Origin of the sequence: Thermoactinomyces sp. CICC 23799 (genome assembly GCF_016055145.1) — a bacterium.
Taxonomy (GTDB): Bacteria; Bacillota; Bacilli; order Thermoactinomycetales; family Thermoactinomycetaceae; genus Thermoactinomyces; species Thermoactinomyces intermedius.
Window position 1 is genome coordinate 151,124 of record NZ_JAECVV010000001.1, and the last position, 15,649, is coordinate 166,772.

Consider the following 15,649-nt stretch of genomic DNA (forward strand, 5'->3'; position numbering starts at 1 on the left):
CGCAAGGCGACAGTCCTATTGGCCGGATTTAACAATGTGAAACAAGAAGTTGTTTTTATTATAGAATATATAAAATATTTTAAAAACAATGAACTCAAATGATTTGTAGATTATTTCCATCGGGGCTGAGGCTGTCCCTTGCGCCAATACACAAAAACCGCCCCTTGAAATGGTGGCGGCTTTTTTATCTGAGACGGGATGACGTCGCTCGTTTAAAAATACTTCTTCTGCCCCTGATACTCTTTCAGGATTTCCACCGCTTCACGGAAACGCTGTGCATGCACCACTTCCCGTTCACGCAAGAATTTCAACGCATCATTGATGTCCGGATCATCGGACATGTCTATCAACCATTGGTATGTGGCCCGTGCTTTTTCTTCGGCGGCGATGTCTTCATACAGATCGGCAATGGGATCTCCTTTGGCCTGGATATAGGTGGCCGTAAATGGAACACCGGCGGCGTTATGGTAAAACAGGGCTTTGTCATGATCTGCAAAATGGGCGCCCAGTCCCGCTTCTTTCAGCTGTTCCGGCGTTGCATCTTTGGTCAATTTGTACACCATGGTGGCGATCATTTCCAAGTGGGCGAATTCTTCCGTGCCGATATCCGTCAAAAGGGCTTTGACCTTGTCCGGCAACGTGTAGCGCTGGTTTAAGTAGCGCAGGGCCGCGGCCAGTTCCCCGTCAGCGCCCCCGTATTGTTCAATCAGAAATTTGGCCAGTCTCGGGTTGCATTGGCTGACCCGGACCGGGTATTGCAATTTCTTTTCATAAATCCACACCGAATCTTTCCCCCTTTATATTTCCCAAGGCCAGGGACCTTCATTCCATCCGTCGGGATACCGGTTAAAACTGTGTCCGAAATGCATCAGGGGACCGAACTGTTTTTCATATCGGCGGCGGAGTTTGTCGCGTTCTTTGGCGTACCAGTTGTATTGGTCAATGGCGGACAGATCATCCGGATGGGTATCCAAATAAAGGTTCAATTCCGTCAACACAAAATCCACTTCCTGTAACTGCTTGAGCATTTGGAAGCGTTTGGCGTGATCCGGATACGTATCCATTATCTTTCCTCCCTTGGCGTTTTTTTCGGAGGATAAGGGCTGTATAAAATAGGCCACAGGGTTCCGCGGCGCAGGGCTTTGTGCGGCGGATATTGGGGGAGGCCGGGCGGTTGAAAACCAAGGAATTGGTTGGGTGCAACGACGTAAGTTTTGACTCTTTGCGGAGGGCAGGGATCCAAAGGGCTGATGTACGGATACCAAATCCGCTGTTGATAACGGAACGGGTCAGGCGTATTGCGGTCGCGGCAGTCTTTCACTCCAATCACCCTTCCTGTGAAAAATAAGATGGGAGGCATAATAACGATATGTATAAAAAAAGCATTTTAGAATGAAAAACATATTTTCCGGTTACAAAAAAACTGTGATGATACGGAAAACCGAGGATGCCGAAAAACGGTTTGAATACCAAATTTTCCTATGCATTGGCTGGTTTGATCCGACACAAGCTATAGACAACAAAGCCAAGGAGGTGAAAACACATGGCACAACAAGATCGCACTCGCAGTTCTAATCAATTGTTAGTGGCTGGTGCTGCTCAAGCAATCGATCAAATGAAATATGAGATTGCTCAAGAGTTTGGCGTTCAGCTGGGAGCTGACACCACTTCCCGTGCAAACGGTTCTGTCGGGGGAGAAATCACGAAACGTCTGGTTTCCATGGCTCAACAACAGCTTGGAGGAAGCAACTTCTGATTCAAGGACAATGAAATAGCATGGTGATTGGGTGGCGGCTGTAGAAGCCGCCACTTTCAATGGAAAGACAATGCATCCGTCAGGGATTTTTCATTGTTCATAATTTATGCAAATTCTTTACTTTTTACCGAAAAGAGTTTATTTTATAAACAATAGTTGCAATCATGAGATTGGGAGGGATTTGGATGGCGAAACTTTACAATTTGACACAAGATATTGACCGCCACGCCCCAAGCGGCAAGGAAGCGATCCGCTGGGTCAACGCAGAGGGAAAAAGATGTTCGCTTTCTTATTCTGAATTAAAGGAAAAATCGGATCGTTTGGCCAAAGGGATGGTGGAACTCGGACTGGGCAAGGGAGACCGGGTCATGATTTTATTGCCGCGAATCCCTGAGGCTTATCTTTCATACATAGCGTGCTTAAAAGCCGGATTGGTGGTGATCCCGGGATCGGAAATGTTAAGGGCCAGCGACATTGCCTATCGGCTACGCCATTCCGGGGCGAAAGCGGTGATTGCCCATGCTTCGCTTGTGGAACGGGTGGAAGAGGCGGAAAAACAATCTCATCTGTTGCACAGCCGGCTGATTCACGGAGAGGAACGGGATGGCTGGAAACCGCTTTTATCCTTGAATGGAAGCGCTTTAACGGAGCTCCCGGAAACCACCGAAGAGGATATGGCCTTTTTGTCTTACACATCGGGAACCACCGGCAATCCCAAAGGCGTGATCCACCATCACAGTTGGGCGATTGCCCATCAAAAGACGGCGACCGAAGCCTGGCTGGATATTCAGCCGGATGATGTGGTCTGGGCCACTGCCAGCCCGGGATGGGCCAAATGGATCTGGAGCCCGTTTGTATCCACTTTGGGGGCCGGTGCGACGGCGTTTGTATATCACGGGACGTTTGATGCCAAAACATATCTAAAGCTTCTGCAGGATGAAAAAATCAATGTGCTTTGCTGTACCCCCACCGAGTATCGCATGATGGCGAAACTGGATAACTTAAAGGATTACCGGTTGCACTTGAGAAGCGCGGTCAGCGCCGGGGAACCCTTAAACCGGGAAGTGATTCAGGTTTTCCAAAACCATTTCGGGATCCGGGTGCGGGACGGTTACGGCCAGACCGAAAACACACTGTTGGTGGCCACTTTAAAAGATATGGAAACCAAACAAGGTTCCATGGGCAAACCGACTCCCGGCAACAAGGTGGCCATCATCAACGACGAAGGAAAAGAAGTCCCGGCAGGGGAAGTGGGGCATATTGCGGTTCATCGTTCCTCACCGGCTTTGTTTAAAGGGTATTATCAGGATCCGGAAAGAACCCTGCAAGCATTTATTGGTGATTGGTATCTTACCGGGGACCGGGCGAGAAAAGATGAAGACGGATATTTCTGGTTTGAAGGCCGGGCGGATGATATCATTATCAGTTCCGGATACACCATTGGCCCCTTTGAGGTGGAGGATGCTCTGGTCAAGCACCCGGCCGTGAAGGAATGTGCGGTGGTGGCCAGCCCGCATGAGGTGAGGGGATCAATCGTCAAAGCGTTTGTGGTTTTGAAAGAAGGATTTTCCCCGTCCGAAGAGCTGATCCAAAAGTTGCAGGATCATGTCAAAAAGATAACGGCTCCTTACAAATATCCGCGGGAAATTGAATTTGTCGGCCACCTGCCCAAAACAGCCAGCGGAAAAATCCGCCGGGTCGAACTTCGGAATTTGGAAAAGCAAAGAAAACAGGCATCGTCTTGAAAGGATCGAAGCGCTTTCGGTATAATGAATGGGACTTGAATGGAAAAGGAGTCCATGAAATGAAGGTATTTGCGCATGGTTGCAATATCAACTTCCAGGAATCCGTCAGGGAAATGGTAATTTCCGATTGGAAGCGGCTTTTGGATAAAATGCTCGATCAGCAGGAAAAAACGCTTTTCGGGAAAATCGATCTTGAAGCAAAAGAAGTCAGGGTTTACGGCCGCTTGGAACGTTTTGATTATGATGAGGAAGGGAACCGGTGCACGTTTTATTTCCGGTGGTTGGATGAACCGAAGCACGAGGAAGAGAACCGGAAGCTGGAAGAGTTGTATTTGAGCCACGAAGCCAGCTTTGATATTGTGGATGAACAAGCGGGTCCCGTTCATTACCGGGTTTTATATATCACGTTCATGGATGAAGAGACGGGGGATGAAACCACGTATTTCTTTGCGGATGAGGAAGGCGTCTCCGAACCGCTGGCTTGTGTGGCGGAGTTTTGGCAACAGGTATGGGAGTTGGGACGGGACATCGATTTTGAAATGTTTGGATGTTCGGTTTATGACATCAATCGCAAACCATGCGGTTGTGAATGAAATCACGGGATAAAGGGCAGAAGTCTTTAGACTTCTGCCCTTTTTTCGTTTTTTAGGTATATAACGTGTGACTTTAAAACGGTTGTTTCATACAACTAAATCAACCGGAAAAAGCCATCGTTCACCATTTTCGCTTGTTTTTGAAGACCTCTTTAAACACGTTGTTGATGGCCGGGGTGTTCATGAGCTGAACCAGAAATTCATCAGAGCCGCTGCTTTCAGCGGATTGTTTGGAAACGACTTTTTCTTTTTGGGGTTTGGTTTGGACTTGGTTCAACTTTGCGAGGGCAGAGATGAGTTCTTTTAAAACTTCTTTATCCGTCACCGCCAAGTTGACCGATTGCATAGCTTTCACGATGTCATCGAATTGTTTGATCCGTTTGGACAACAAGCCGGACCAGTTTTGGATTTCTTTCCAATAGTCAAGAGAATCTTCCGGCTTTTTTTCCATCGTCGTACGCACCGCCTTTCAGGAGAAGGATTCGATGGAAATATATTCACAAGATTGTGAATCAGTGAAACCGGGGAGTGAAAATCATGGAATACACCAATGGTCTGCTCCCTTCTTCGGCAGAGAAGTGGAATGCACGGCCGCCGCAAGGCATCCGGAAAATTTTTTACTTGCGCAGCGGCCATTCTTTGGACCGTTGTTTGAAGGAAATGAGATATTCAGGGGTCCGGCCGATTCGTTACTTGTCCCATTTGGGGATGATCATCGGGGAATACACACGGCCTTTCCGCTCGCATAAACTGGAAGGAATCGAGTACTGGGAAAGCGATATCCGGATAACGATCACCGAACCTTATATCGGAACATTGAACACTCCTGTCAAGCAGGAAAACCTGCCTTGGGGAATTGAAAGAATCAAGGCGCACAAGGCTTGGAAATGGAGTAAAGGGAGAGGGGTCCGGGTAGCCGTGATCGACACGGGGATTGCAGATGACCATCCGGCGATCCGTGACAATTACCGGGGCGGGATCAATATTCTCTCTCCTTACCATACCCCGAAGGATTATAACGGCCATGGCACGCATGTCGCAGGGATTATTGCCGGGCGGACGGCAGAGGCCGGGATTGTGGGGGTTGCCCCGGAGACGCATATTTACGGGGTGAAGGCGTTTAACCGCAAAGGAAGCGCCAACCTTTCCGACTTATTGAGCGCGATCAACTGGTGTATCGAAAATAAAATGCATGTCATCAACATGAGCTTTGGCATGGACAAAGTCAGCGAATCCCTTCGCCATGCCATCCAGATTGCTCACCGGAAAGGGATTTTGATGGTTGCGGCGGCAGGGAATCAAGGGATGTCTTCCCGGATTGATTTTCCGGCCCGCTATCCGGAAACCATCGCGGTGACATCGATTTCGAAAAACGGGGAATTGTCAGTGTTCAGCAATTACAGCAAAGGAGTGGACATTGCCGCCCCGGGAGACCGGATCCTGTCGGCCTGGTTGAATCATTCCAAGCGGGAGATGTGCGGAACTTCCATGGCGGTTCCCCATGTGACCGGAACCATTTCGCTTTTGTTGCATCTCAATCCGTATCTCAATCCGGAGCAAGTCCGTTACATTCTCACGCAATCGGCGGAAAAGCACGATCATCTGAAGGAGATCGGCGTGTTGAATGCCTATGAGGTTCTCCGGTTTTATCACAAGATCTACCGTTATTAGCCCGGGGGTTCCATTCAAAGAAAGGTTGGAAATGAAAGCTCGGTTCCGGTGATTTTATGTTAAACTTATTATCGTGGTCAAAAGCGACAGCACCATATTGAAAAAGGATTGATCAAGGCGATGAAGAAGTCAAAGCAAAAAACAGGGGGCGCAGGGCTGGTTACCCAGCGTTTGCATATCCTGTGGTTCATTGTTGTTCTGCTCTTTGTCGCTGTGATATTGCGATTGGGTTGGATCCAGCTGGGCTCGGGAGAAAAATATCAACTGTTGGCCGAAGAAAACAACTTCAAAAAAATCCCGATTGTTGCCTCAAGGGGGCTAATTTTTGACCGGAACGGCACGGAGCTTGTCGGGAATCAATCGCTGTTTGCCGCGATGTATATTGAACCGGATATCAGCAAAGAACAAAAATTGCAGACGGCAAAGAATCTGGCAAACACATTGGGGATGACCGTGAGTGAAGTCCTTGATGCCATGGATGTCGGATTGGACGAAAAAGGAAACACCGTGATGCGCAAACAGCCCCCCTATTACCCGAAGAGCATCAAAGACCAATTGAGTGAGAAGGAAATTGTCAAAATCTCTGAAAACCCTGATCTTTTTCCCGGCGTGAATATTTTTTCCCAGCCGCTTCGCAAATACCGGACGGATACATTTGCCGTTCAGACCATCGGCTATGTCCGTCCGTTTGCCGGAGCAAAATCCTCGCTTTCCAGGTATAAAGATGCGGCGGAAAAAAAGGACCAAGGCGGTTACCTGGACTGGGAGCAAGTTGGAATCGACGGATTGGAATACACCTATCAGGATGAGCTCCGGGGAAAAAACGGTTACCGGTTGGTCCGGGTGAACTCCAGGGGAAAACTGGTTGAAGTGTTGAAAGAAGTCCATCCGAAATCGGGAAATCACTTGTATTTGACCCTGGATGAAAAAATGCAGCTGGATGCGGAAACATTCATCGAACAACATTTAAGGCACTTGCGCACCACTTCCGGAAAAGACCGGGCACCGTATGCCAAAAATGCCTATGCCGTCGCCATGGAAGTCAAAACGGGAAAAATCCGGGCGATGGTCAGTTATCCGGACTATGATCCGGGGATTTGGAATCAAAAAGTATCCCAAAAAGATTATCAAAATCTGAGTTATGTGATGAGAAACGGAACCATCACCGAAGCTCCTTATGATGCAAGGGGTGCGGCGGACCCGGAAAAAGAGATGCAAAAACATCCGTTGTCCGTTTTGCCGTCCGGATCCACTTTTAAGCCGCTCATGGTTTGGATGGGCTTGGAGAAAGGTTTGATTTCGCCGAATACACACTGGTCCGATCCGGGAAAATATTATTATGCGAAAGCGACACCTCCGGTGCGGAATTCCGGCGGGCACAATTACGGAACGTTAACTCCGGAAAAGGCACTGCAAAAGTCTTCCAACACGTTTATGGCCTGGCTCGGGACCCGCTGGTATTGGAAAGAAAAGTCGGAGGCGGTCCGGGAATTCCGTGAACTCACGCACCGTTTTGGCTTGGGTGTGAAAACGGGGGTTCCTTTAAAAGGAGAACAGGACGGTTCGGAAGATTATCTCGTCACCGCCGAGAAATTCTCGGGTTTGGGCGCAATGGCTCTTTCTTCCTTTGGCCAAGCCCAACGGTACACCACGATGCAGTTGGCCCAATATGCGGCGACGCTGGCGAACAAGGGGAAACGAATGAAGCCGCAACTGGTGGAAAAAGTGGTCAATCCCCATACGCGTGAAACCAAAGAAATCAAACCGGAAGTGTTAAACCAAACGGACATCAAGCCGGAACATTGGCAAACCGTGGTCAACGGCATGGTGAAAGTGACCAAGTCCGGCGGAACCGCCAGCGGTTTGTTTGGCCATTTGCCCTTTGACGTTGCGGCAAAAACGGGTACGTCCGAACAAGACATTCCCGGCAGAGGCCGTGTGGAAAATTCCGTGTTTATTGCCTTTGCCCCGGCTGACGATCCGGAAATTGCGGTGGCTGTCGTTGTCCCGGAAGGCGGGTATGGTGCGGTGGCTGCCGGTCCGATTGCGGAACGGTTGATCACTTCCTATTATGAGCAGTTTATGGCAAAGTGATCATGAAGCCGGCGGAGTGCAATTCCGTTTTTGAAAAAAGAAAATCCCATCTACATCGCCGGTAGATGGGATTTCATCTTCTGATGAGGCCAATTATTGTTGTTGTTGTTGTTGGCCTTTTTTAGCTTGAGATTGCTGGTTTTGTTGACGAACTTGTTGTGCATTGGTTTCGGAAGCAAACTCCGTTCCGAATTTACCAGCTTGTTGCCCTTGGCGAGCTTGTTGTTGCTGTTGTTGAGCTGCACCAGCTTGAGAAGCAAACTCGGTACCGTATTTACCGGTTTGACGTTGAGCGGATTGCTGATTTTGCTGACGAACTTGTTGTGCATTGGTTTTGGATTCTTGCGGTCCAAAGTTTTTGTTGTTCATCATTTCGTTCACCTCCCGTTAACTATGGTGTCCCCTTATGGAGCAATTATGTTTACCGTTTTTTTCCTGTTTTTCTTTTGAAATCGAATGACCCATAGGAGGCGCAAATGAAACAGAGATATTTACAATGGGTTTTGAAATATCTTCCGAAAAGAACCATATCCCGGTGGATGGGAAAGCTTGCCCGGCAGTCGTGGAGCCGCCGGTTGATTCCCATCTACATCCGGTATTTTCGAGTCGATCTCACCCCTGTAAAAAAACCGGTGCATGAATTTGAAAATCTGCTTGCTTTTTTTATCCGGGAATTGCGGCCGGACATGCGGCCGGTTGCCCGGGAAGATCATTTGATCATCAGTCCGGTGGATGGCACGATTTCGCAGGTGGGTGAGATTAAAGAAGGAAAGTTGTTTCAGGCCAAAGGAATTACCTATTCTTTGGAGGAGTTGCTGGGGCATCAGAAAAAATACGTCGAGTCTTTTCTGGGCGGTCGTTTTATGACCATTTATCTGAGTCCGAGCGATTATCATCGCTTTCATATGCCGTTGGACGGAAAAATTCATGCTTGTACGCATTTGCCCGGCGAATTGTATCCGGTGAATCCGATGGTGGTAAACTGTATGAAAGGCATTTTTGTTGTGAATGAGCGTCTGATTTCTTACATTGATTCCATGGATTGCGGAAAAGTGGCGATGGTCAAAGTCGGGGCAACCAACGTGGGAAGCATCAAGGTTTCCTATGACCGGAACATTGCCACCAATCAGAAGGCGAAAAAGGAATTGTTCCAGACGTACGATCCGGCCTTTTCCTTTAAAAAAGGTGAGGAATTGGGTTGGTTTGAATTCGGATCCACCATCATCCTGTTATTTGAGCCCAATCAAATCGACTGGATGAATTATTGTGTCCCGGGAGCAAAAGTCCAAATGGGACAAGCCGTGGCACGGATTTTAAAAAACGGAGGGGAGGCCATTGAACCATAGACGCGTCATCATCCCCTTGCATCAGTTTCCGCGTATGTTTCCGGTGGTGACAAGCGTTTTAATCATTCAAGCCATCGTGTTTTTCTTTTTTTTGATATCGGGTCATCAGCATCACCCGATGCAATGGATTCAGTTTGGAGCCGTTGTGCAATGGCGTGTGGAAGAAGGGGAATTTTGGCGGTTGCTTTTTTCTTTGTTTTTGCATGTGAACCTTTTCCAATGGCTGTTGGTGGCTTTTTCTATTTATTTGTTGGCCCCGCAGTTGGAATGGCTGTTTGGAAAAAGTGTTTTTTTGCTTCTCTTTTTGGTGACCGGCATGATCGGAAACTGGGGCATTTGTTGGATGGATTTCCAGGGAATTTATACAGGCGCGACGGAAGCGGTTTTTGGTTTGATGGGGGTTTACTTATATCTGCTTTTGCGCGGCATCATTCATCCCTTATTCGGAAGGGCCATGATCTTGTTGATTGTTTTGAGCCTGGCTTTGGGCCATGCATTTTTGTTTGCGCATATTTTGGCTTTGCTTGCGGGATTTGTCATGGCCATGGTGATGATCCAAATCAAACAATTCACGGCACGAAACAAGAGTGGGTTTTAATGATTTCGGGACAGGCGAAAAAGTCTGTCCTTTTTTGTTTTGTGGTAAAAAATCCGGGCCTGGATAAGCTAATACTGGTGATGGATGATGCGACTCTTTGCAAACATGGACCGGATGGACCGGGAAGCCTGGCTTCTTTTGTTGACCAGCAGCCTTTTTTTTATGGCCACTTCTCTGTCCAGCACGTTTGTGAATGTATACCTTTTTAAAATGGAAGAAGATTGGGTTCTCATCAGCATGTTTAATCTCATTCAGTACTTTATGACCGCGGTCACGTTTGCGCTTGGAGGATGGCTGATCAAAAAACGGGACCGGGTGATGGCGATCCGGTTGGGGGTTGCGGTGTTGGCCCTTTTTTATCTCGGTGTATGGTGGTTGGGCGCCCGGTCGGTTGACTGGTTTTCCGCACTCGGTGTCATCATGGGGCTGGGTTCCGGTTTTTATTGGCTGGCTTACCATGTGATGTATTTTGAGATCACGGAAAAAGAGAACCGGGATATTTTTAACGGCCTTCACGGATTCTGCACATCCGCGGGAGGAATTGTGGCCCCGTTTGTATCCGGGCTTTTGATCAGCAAAATGGGGGAACTGAAGGGATACCGGCTGATTTTTGGCATTTCGTTGATCATCTTTTTATGCGCCGTTTTGGTCAGCTTTTTTTTTCCGTTCCCGGAAAGCCCGGGGAAACTATGCGTTGCGGTCGGTTTTGGCATTGGCACGGGATCGGGAAACGGATTGGTTTTGGGTGAATTTGGCCATGACCGGCCAGGGTTTTCGCGAAGGGGTTTTTGCTTTTTTGCTGGGTTTGCTCTTTTTTGTCATTGTGAAAAGTGAATTGGCCTTGGGAAGTTTTTACACGGTTTCCTCCGCGATGTCCTGTCTTTCCTTCTTTATTGTCAGTCGTTATCTGCGGCCGGATTTGCGAAACCGTTACATGCTGGTCGGCGCCTGGATGATGGGATTGGCTGCGGTGCCGTTTGTTTTTCAACCCAATGAATGGACGATCTGGATTCTCGGGGTGGGCGTTTCCCTGTTTTATCCTTTATACCTGTCCCCGATGACTGCCGTTGTCTTTGATGTGATCGGCCAATCCGGAGAAACGGCAAAGTACAAGGTGGAATATGTCGTTTCCAGGGAAATGGCATTAAATCTGGGACGCATGGCCGGTGTGTTGTTGTTTGCGGGATGGGTTCAATCTTCAACGTCCCTTTCGTCGATCCGGTGGTTTGTTTTGGTCATCAGCTTTGTCCAGATTTTTGCTTGGTGGGCGATGCGAAAGATTCCGGTACAAAAACGTGTGGAAAACCATGCTTGGAGGATGTGAAAGGCAGGGCATCCTCAATGAATTTAATATTTCAGAATATATTAATTATTTTTGGTTTGATACAATAAAAGAAAGCAAGGGAGGGGGGACCGGATTGATCCTTTACTTTGCTTACGGTTCGTGCATGGATGAGTTGAGTTTCAAACGGACGGTGGGCGAAAACGGGTATAAACTCATGGGCAGAGCCGTGTTGCCGGATTTCCGGTTGGCTTTTACCTTGTACAGCCCGAACCGGATGGGAGGGGTTGCGGATCTTCTTTGGTCGCCGGGTGAAAAAGTGGAAGGGATCCTGTATCAGTTGAACCCGGAGGTGCTTAAGGATCTGGATGAACGGGAAGGGGTGAGCCACGGGCGATATAAGCGGATCCAAGTGAATGTCTGCCATCAGGGGAAAAAGAAGATGGCGATGACTTACACGGTGGTGAAGAAAGAAAGCAAAGAGGTTTGCCCGCATCCGTCATACTTGAAAGAAATCATGCGGGGAGCCGGAAGGTTGAGCCGGGAATATCAGGAGCAATTGCGAAAGGCATGCAAGGAACGGTTTGGCATTTCCGTGTAACCTTAAAAAAAGGAGGGGGAAACGGATGGATTTGTCCGGATTGGTCCGGAGGCAAAAAGCCTTTTTTTACAGCGGGAAAACCAGGGAGCTTTCGTTTCGGTTGAGTAACTTACAAAAATTGTTGGATGCGGTGAAAAGGTATGAGCCGGACATCCTGACAGCTTTAAAAAGGGATTTAAACAAGTCGGAGTATGAAGCCTATGTGATGGAAATCATGGTGATCAAAGAAGAAATCAAATGGATGAAAAAGAATTTGCGAAAGTGGGCAAAACCGCGCAGGGTCAAAACCCCGCTGGTTTTATTCGGCGCCCGGAGCTATGTTTATCCGGAACCCTACGGCGTCAATTTGATTATTGGCCCGTGGAATTATCCGGTCCAATTGATTTTGTGCCCGTTGACCGGCGCCATTGCGGCCGGGAATTGTGCCGTGATCAAACCGTCGGAATATACCCCGCATACATCCAAAGTATTAAAGCAAATGATTGAAGGAATTTTTGATCCGGAATATGTGGCTGTGGTTGAAGGGGAGGCGGAAACAGCCCGGGCATTGATCCGGGAGCCTTTTGACCATATTTTCTTCACAGGGAGTGTGCCCGTCGGCCGGTCCGTCATGGAGAGTGCAGCCAAATCATTGACTCCGGTGACCTTGGAGCTGGGCGGCAAAAGCCCGGTGATTGTCAGTCCCGACTGTAATGTGGAGTTGACTGCCCGCCGGATTGTCTGGGGCAAGTTTACCAATGCCGGGCAAACTTGCGTGGCGCCGGACTATGTGTATGTTCCGGAAGAGCTCAAAGAGGCCCTGTTGAATCAAATGAAAGAGGAAATCAAGTGTTTTTACGGGGAGAATCCGCTGGAAAATCCGGATTATACACGGATTGTGTCTGCAAAGCATTTTCAACGGTTGCAGTCCTTTTTGGCACCGGACCGTATTGTCGTTGGCGGCAAAAGCGATCCAAAGTCGCTTAAGATTGAACCGACCATCTTGGATCCCGTTTCTTGGGAAGATCCCGTCATGCAGGAAGAAATTTTCGGCCCAGTCTTGCCGGTGTTGACCTATTGCAAGCTGGATGAAGTGATCCAAACCATCCGGCAGAAACCGAAACCGCTTGCACTCTATGTGTTTGCAGAAAACAAAAACGTTCAGGAAAAAGTGATTGCTTCCTTGCCTTTCGGCGGGGGATGCGTCAATGACACGCTGATGCATGTCGGAACCCCGCATTTGCCCTTCGGGGGAGTGGGCCCGAGCGGGATCGGAAGGTATCACGGGAAATACAGTTTTGATTGTTTCTCCCACCAGAAGGGAATGATCAAACAAACCACGCGGTTTGACATGGCTTTAAGGTATCCTTATGTGAAAAGCGGTTTGAAGTGGATCCGGAGATTGACAAGATAAAAACCGCGGAAGCGGGGAAGCGGGTTCCCTGCTTCTGCGGTTTTTTTGTCTGCCACGGATTTACAAATCAATCCGCCGGCCTTCCCGGTCGCTTTGGATGGCTGCTTCGATGATGCGGATGACTTCGCGGGCTTCTTCTGCGGTCACGGGCGGACGGGAGCCGGTGCGAATGGCTTCCGCCAGCTTTTGGTAATACATTTCATAGCAGCCGGCAAGAGAAGGAATGGTCGCCGAAATTTCCAATCCGTCCTTTTCGTAAACCGCTTTTAAATAGTGTTCCGGACTTTCTTTGCCCCATTCGGGTGCATGGGGGGTCAGGCCGTTTTTCAGTTGCTCTTCTTGCGGATCCATCCCGTATTTGATCAAGGTTCCCTGACTTCCGTGTATTTCGTAACGGGGACCCGGCGATTTCACCAGACAGCCGGCTTCCAGCCGGACCCTCAAACCGGATTCATAGCCGAGAACCAGATGAAAGGCGTCCGTGGTTTGCGCCTGCGGGCGTTGTTTGAACAACTCCGCAGACACGAATTGCGGTAATCCGAATAAGACCAAAGCCTGATCGACCAAATGGGAACCCAAGTCATAGAGCAATCCGGAACCGGGAAGATCCCGTTCGCGCCACCGGTCTTTGACTTGTGGGCGGAACCGGTGAAAATGGGCATGATACGTGTGAATCGTTCCGATCAATTCTTGATTCAGGCATGTTTGGACGGTCAAAAAGTCGCTGTCAAAACGGCGGTTTTGATAGACACTCAAGATGCGGTTATGCTTGCGGGCGAGTTGAATCAGTTCATCGGCTTCTTCGGTGCGAATGACAAACGGTTTTTCCACCACCACATGTTTGCCGGCCGACAGCGCTTCTTTCGCATACGGATAATGGGTTTCATTGGGGGATGTAATGATGACCAGTTCCAATTCGGGGTCGTTGAGCATCTCCTCCAATGTTTTGGTGATTTCTGCTTCCGGGAGTGATTGTTTGACCACTTCGGGTTTGGAAGAAAGGACTTTGGTCAATTTCAGGGCCGGAACAGCCTGAATGACCGGTGCATGAAAAGTGGACCCGGAAAAACCAAATCCGATCAGTCCCGTCTGAATGGGTTTCATATGGAAACACTTCCTTTGCTGCTTTAAGAATCATAATGTGTGGCCCGACGATAGCCTCGAAAACGGGTTTCCAGCTCTGTACCCAGCCGGAACAAAGCATCTTCCTGTCCAGGGATGGTCACCAGCTGAAAAGCAACCGGCAGATGTTCTTCGTTTTCCCCGATGGGTATGGTGAGGGAACACAGTCCGTATGTGTTGGCATACGTGATAAACTGCAGGTATTTAAAAATCGTTTTCCGGATGGAAAAGAGTTGGCGGTAAAGTTCACCATGTTTCAGGGCCGGGCTGTGATAAACAGGCAAAACCAAGATGCGTTGTTTTAGAAAATCATACACTTCCATTTTCGTTTTTTTCCACCGGATGAGCAAGTCTTTCCATTCCCGGGGGGAGGGTTTGAGAAATTCAGCGGCCAAAAGAGCCCAGGTCAAATAGTGGTGGTAACGGGGCTTGAGGCCGGTTTTGGATTTGAGCCAATCCCAAAACACTTGTCCGATATGGTCAAACTCGGTCTGCTGGAGAAAGGATCGGGCGCCGTCAAAAGTCATGATCCAAAACCACGTTTGTGTGGAGTCCGAAAAGTGAGGCGGGAGGGTCCGGTCGATGGGGAAATCTTGTTTCAAAAAGGAATGGATTTGGTTATACAGTTGCCTGGTTGAAGTGTTGACAGGGGTGAAAAACCAAAGATCAGGCACCGACAGGGTGTACTCGGAGAGATTTTGGACGGGAGACGGTTTTCCGGCGATAATTTCATGGATCAATTGGGCATCGGCGACGGATTTGGAAAGGGCGCCGATGCCCAGCATATTTTGCTGCAAGGGATGAGCCAGCTTTGGAAACAATCCTTCATCCGGCACTTGATTCATACCGGACTTGAAACCGATCACTCCATTGAAATGGGCCGGAAACCGGATGGATCCCCCGATGTCGGCCCCGATGCCGACCGCAGCTCCGCCCGCGGCAATCAGTGCACCTTCCCCTCCGCTGGATCCCCCGCTTGTCCTGGATAAATTCCACGGGTTATTGGTGCGGCCGTAAAGAAGATTATCGGTTTCCTGGCAGAAGCAGAGTGAAGGTGTGTTGGTTTTGGCAAGGATAATGGCTCCTTCTTTTTTCAAACGCCGGACAACTTCGGCATCGCACGGCCGGGGAGCGGAAGCATGGTGGGGAAGGCCTCCCGAGGTGACGGTTCCTTCGACGAAAAAAGATTCTTTCAAGCTGACCGGGACACCGGCCAAACGCCCTTTCAAACCTTGATCCTTGATTTCCCGGGCTTCTTTCAATGCATCATCCCACCGTGTTTCGACAACGGCATTCAAATGCGGATTGATTTTTTGGATGTGGTGATAATAAGTTCGCAAAACCTCTTCCACATCCCAGGTCCCCTTTTTTAATTCCCTGGACAGGGTCGTTGCATCCATGGTCAGGATTTCTTTCATTGGATTCCCCCTGTATTGATTCAGAGTATT

General features: G+C 48.9%; 18 protein-coding genes. 11 read left to right on the top strand and 7 right to left on the bottom strand.

Annotated elements, in window-relative coordinates; genetic code table 11:
- Nucleotides 1-212: 212 nt before the first annotated feature.
- The 3 genes from I8U21_RS00860 to I8U21_RS14870 are packed head-to-tail and all read right to left on the bottom strand — an operon-like array spanning nt 213 to nt 1,321.
- A complete protein-coding gene (locus I8U21_RS00860; RefSeq protein WP_037995530.1) occupies nt 213-782 on the bottom strand; it encodes a manganese catalase family protein in 570 nt (189 codons plus the stop codon).
- A gap of 15 nt (nt 783-797) precedes the next feature.
- Entirely contained in the window at nt 798-1,064 is a 267-nt protein-coding gene (locus I8U21_RS00865; protein ID WP_181731063.1) for a spore coat protein CotJB, read from the bottom strand.
- Nucleotides 1,064-1,321: a spore coat associated protein CotJA gene (locus I8U21_RS14870; RefSeq protein ID WP_052186691.1), complete on the bottom strand. Its 258-nt coding sequence runs from the start codon at nt 1,319-1,321 to the stop codon at nt 1,064-1,066. The genes I8U21_RS00865 and I8U21_RS14870 overlap by 1 nt, the downstream gene beginning before the upstream one ends.
- A gap of 222 nt (nt 1,322-1,543) precedes the next feature.
- Between I8U21_RS14870 and I8U21_RS00875 the strand changes: the two genes are divergently transcribed.
- The 3 genes from I8U21_RS00875 to I8U21_RS00885 all read left to right on the top strand — a co-directional run bounded on the left by I8U21_RS00875 (nt 1,544) and on the right by I8U21_RS00885 (nt 4,094).
- The gene (locus I8U21_RS00875) at nt 1,544-1,756 is read left to right on the top strand and encodes an alpha/beta-type small acid-soluble spore protein (protein ID WP_037995524.1); all 213 of its coding nucleotides are present in this window, start codon (nt 1,544-1,546) and stop codon (nt 1,754-1,756) included.
- 185 nt (nt 1,757-1,941) lie between these two features.
- Nucleotides 1,942-3,501, top strand: coding sequence for an acetate--CoA ligase (locus I8U21_RS00880; RefSeq protein ID WP_232337418.1), 1,560 nt, complete (start codon nt 1,942-1,944; stop codon nt 3,499-3,501).
- Nucleotides 3,502-3,560: 59 nt separating this feature from the next.
- Nucleotides 3,561-4,094, top strand: a complete 534-nt coding sequence (locus I8U21_RS00885; RefSeq protein ID WP_181731061.1) for a hypothetical protein — start codon at nt 3,561-3,563, stop codon at nt 4,092-4,094.
- 121 nt (nt 4,095-4,215) lie between these two features.
- Here the strand turns inward: I8U21_RS00885 and I8U21_RS00890 are convergent, their stop codons facing one another.
- Nucleotides 4,216-4,545 carry a hypothetical protein gene (locus tag I8U21_RS00890; protein WP_181731060.1) on the bottom strand — a complete coding sequence of 110 codons (330 nt, stop codon included), beginning with the start codon at nt 4,543-4,545 and terminating at the stop codon, nt 4,216-4,218.
- Between the two features lie 86 nt (nt 4,546-4,631).
- On the opposite strand from I8U21_RS00890, the gene I8U21_RS00895 reads away from it, so the two are divergent.
- Together I8U21_RS00895 and I8U21_RS00900 are read left to right on the top strand one after the other, a co-directional pair.
- Entirely contained in the window at nt 4,632-5,765 is a 1,134-nt protein-coding gene (locus I8U21_RS00895; protein ID WP_198053045.1) for a S8 family peptidase, read from the top strand.
- A gap of 120 nt (nt 5,766-5,885) precedes the next feature.
- A complete protein-coding gene (locus I8U21_RS00900) occupies nt 5,886-7,859 on the top strand; it encodes a peptidoglycan D,D-transpeptidase FtsI family protein (RefSeq protein WP_181731058.1) in 1,974 nt (657 codons plus the stop codon).
- A gap of 93 nt (nt 7,860-7,952) precedes the next feature.
- On the opposite strand, the gene I8U21_RS00905 is transcribed toward I8U21_RS00900, so the two are convergent.
- Nucleotides 7,953-8,231, bottom strand: a complete 279-nt coding sequence (locus I8U21_RS00905; RefSeq protein ID WP_198053046.1) for a gamma-type small acid-soluble spore protein — start codon at nt 8,229-8,231, stop codon at nt 7,953-7,955.
- Between the two features lie 104 nt (nt 8,232-8,335).
- On the opposite strand from I8U21_RS00905, the gene asd reads away from it, so the two are divergent.
- From asd to I8U21_RS00935, 6 genes are all read left to right on the top strand, one after another.
- The gene (gene asd, locus I8U21_RS00910; RefSeq protein WP_181731056.1) at nt 8,336-9,205 is read left to right on the top strand and encodes an archaetidylserine decarboxylase; all 870 of its coding nucleotides are present in this window, start codon (nt 8,336-8,338) and stop codon (nt 9,203-9,205) included.
- A complete protein-coding gene (locus I8U21_RS00915; protein ID WP_181731055.1) occupies nt 9,195-9,803 on the top strand; it encodes a rhomboid family intramembrane serine protease in 609 nt (202 codons plus the stop codon). The genes asd and I8U21_RS00915 overlap by 11 nt, the downstream gene beginning before the upstream one ends.
- Nucleotides 9,804-9,890: 87 nt before the next feature.
- Nucleotides 9,891-10,637, top strand: coding sequence for an MFS transporter (locus I8U21_RS00920; RefSeq protein WP_198053047.1), 747 nt, complete (start codon nt 9,891-9,893; stop codon nt 10,635-10,637).
- Nucleotides 10,600-11,127, top strand: a complete 528-nt coding sequence (locus tag I8U21_RS00925) for an MFS transporter (RefSeq protein ID WP_198053048.1) — start codon at nt 10,600-10,602, stop codon at nt 11,125-11,127. Before I8U21_RS00920 ends, I8U21_RS00925 begins: the two co-directional genes overlap by 38 nt.
- Nucleotides 11,128-11,221: 94 nt before the next feature.
- Nucleotides 11,222-11,686 carry a gamma-glutamylcyclotransferase family protein gene (locus I8U21_RS00930; protein ID WP_181731053.1) on the top strand — a complete coding sequence of 155 codons (465 nt, stop codon included), beginning with the start codon at nt 11,222-11,224 and terminating at the stop codon, nt 11,684-11,686.
- Between the two features lie 25 nt (nt 11,687-11,711).
- Nucleotides 11,712-13,079: an aldehyde dehydrogenase gene (locus I8U21_RS00935; RefSeq protein WP_198053049.1), complete on the top strand. Its 1,368-nt coding sequence runs from the start codon at nt 11,712-11,714 to the stop codon at nt 13,077-13,079.
- 60 nt (nt 13,080-13,139) lie between these two features.
- Here I8U21_RS00935 and I8U21_RS00940 read toward each other — a convergent pair whose 3' ends face one another.
- Both I8U21_RS00940 and I8U21_RS00945 read right to left on the bottom strand, forming a co-directional pair.
- Nucleotides 13,140-14,183: an oxidoreductase gene (locus I8U21_RS00940; protein ID WP_181731051.1), complete on the bottom strand. Its 1,044-nt coding sequence runs from the start codon at nt 14,181-14,183 to the stop codon at nt 13,140-13,142.
- Between the two features lie 23 nt (nt 14,184-14,206).
- Complete coding sequence (locus I8U21_RS00945; protein WP_198053050.1) at nt 14,207-15,619, bottom strand: amidase; 1,413 nt, start codon at nt 15,617-15,619, stop codon at nt 14,207-14,209.
- Nucleotides 15,620-15,649: the final 30 nt, after the last annotated feature.

Excerpts from the sequence above, each read along its gene's own strand:
- I8U21_RS00905 (WP_198053046.1), bottom strand. The coding sequence starts at position 8,231 with ATGATGAACAACAAAAACTTTGGACCGCAAGAATCCAAAACCAATGCA.
- I8U21_RS00900 (WP_181731058.1), top strand. The coding sequence starts at position 5,886 with ATGAAGAAGTCAAAGCAAAAAACAGGGGGCGCAGGGCTGGTTACCCAG.
- asd (WP_181731056.1), top strand. The coding sequence starts at position 8,336 with ATGAAACAGAGATATTTACAATGGGTTTTGAAATATCTTCCGAAAAGA.
- I8U21_RS00875 (WP_037995524.1), top strand. The coding sequence starts at position 1,544 with ATGGCACAACAAGATCGCACTCGCAGTTCTAATCAATTGTTAGTGGCT.
- I8U21_RS00945 (WP_198053050.1), bottom strand. The coding sequence starts at position 15,619 with ATGAAAGAAATCCTGACCATGGATGCAACGACCCTGTCCAGGGAATTA.
- I8U21_RS00890 (WP_181731060.1), bottom strand. The coding sequence starts at position 4,545 with ATGGAAAAAAAGCCGGAAGATTCTCTTGACTATTGGAAAGAAATCCAA.
- I8U21_RS00935 (WP_198053049.1), top strand. The coding sequence starts at position 11,712 with ATGGATTTGTCCGGATTGGTCCGGAGGCAAAAAGCCTTTTTTTACAGC.
- I8U21_RS00865 (WP_181731063.1), bottom strand. The coding sequence starts at position 1,064 with ATGGATACGTATCCGGATCACGCCAAACGCTTCCAAATGCTCAAGCAG.
- I8U21_RS00940 (WP_181731051.1), bottom strand. The coding sequence starts at position 14,183 with ATGAAACCCATTCAGACGGGACTGATCGGATTTGGTTTTTCCGGGTCC.
- I8U21_RS00880 (WP_232337418.1), top strand. The coding sequence starts at position 1,942 with ATGGCGAAACTTTACAATTTGACACAAGATATTGACCGCCACGCCCCA.
- I8U21_RS00895 (WP_198053045.1), top strand. The coding sequence starts at position 4,632 with ATGGAATACACCAATGGTCTGCTCCCTTCTTCGGCAGAGAAGTGGAAT.
- I8U21_RS00885 (WP_181731061.1), top strand. The coding sequence starts at position 3,561 with ATGAAGGTATTTGCGCATGGTTGCAATATCAACTTCCAGGAATCCGTC.
- I8U21_RS00920 (WP_198053047.1), top strand. The coding sequence starts at position 9,891 with ATGCGACTCTTTGCAAACATGGACCGGATGGACCGGGAAGCCTGGCTT.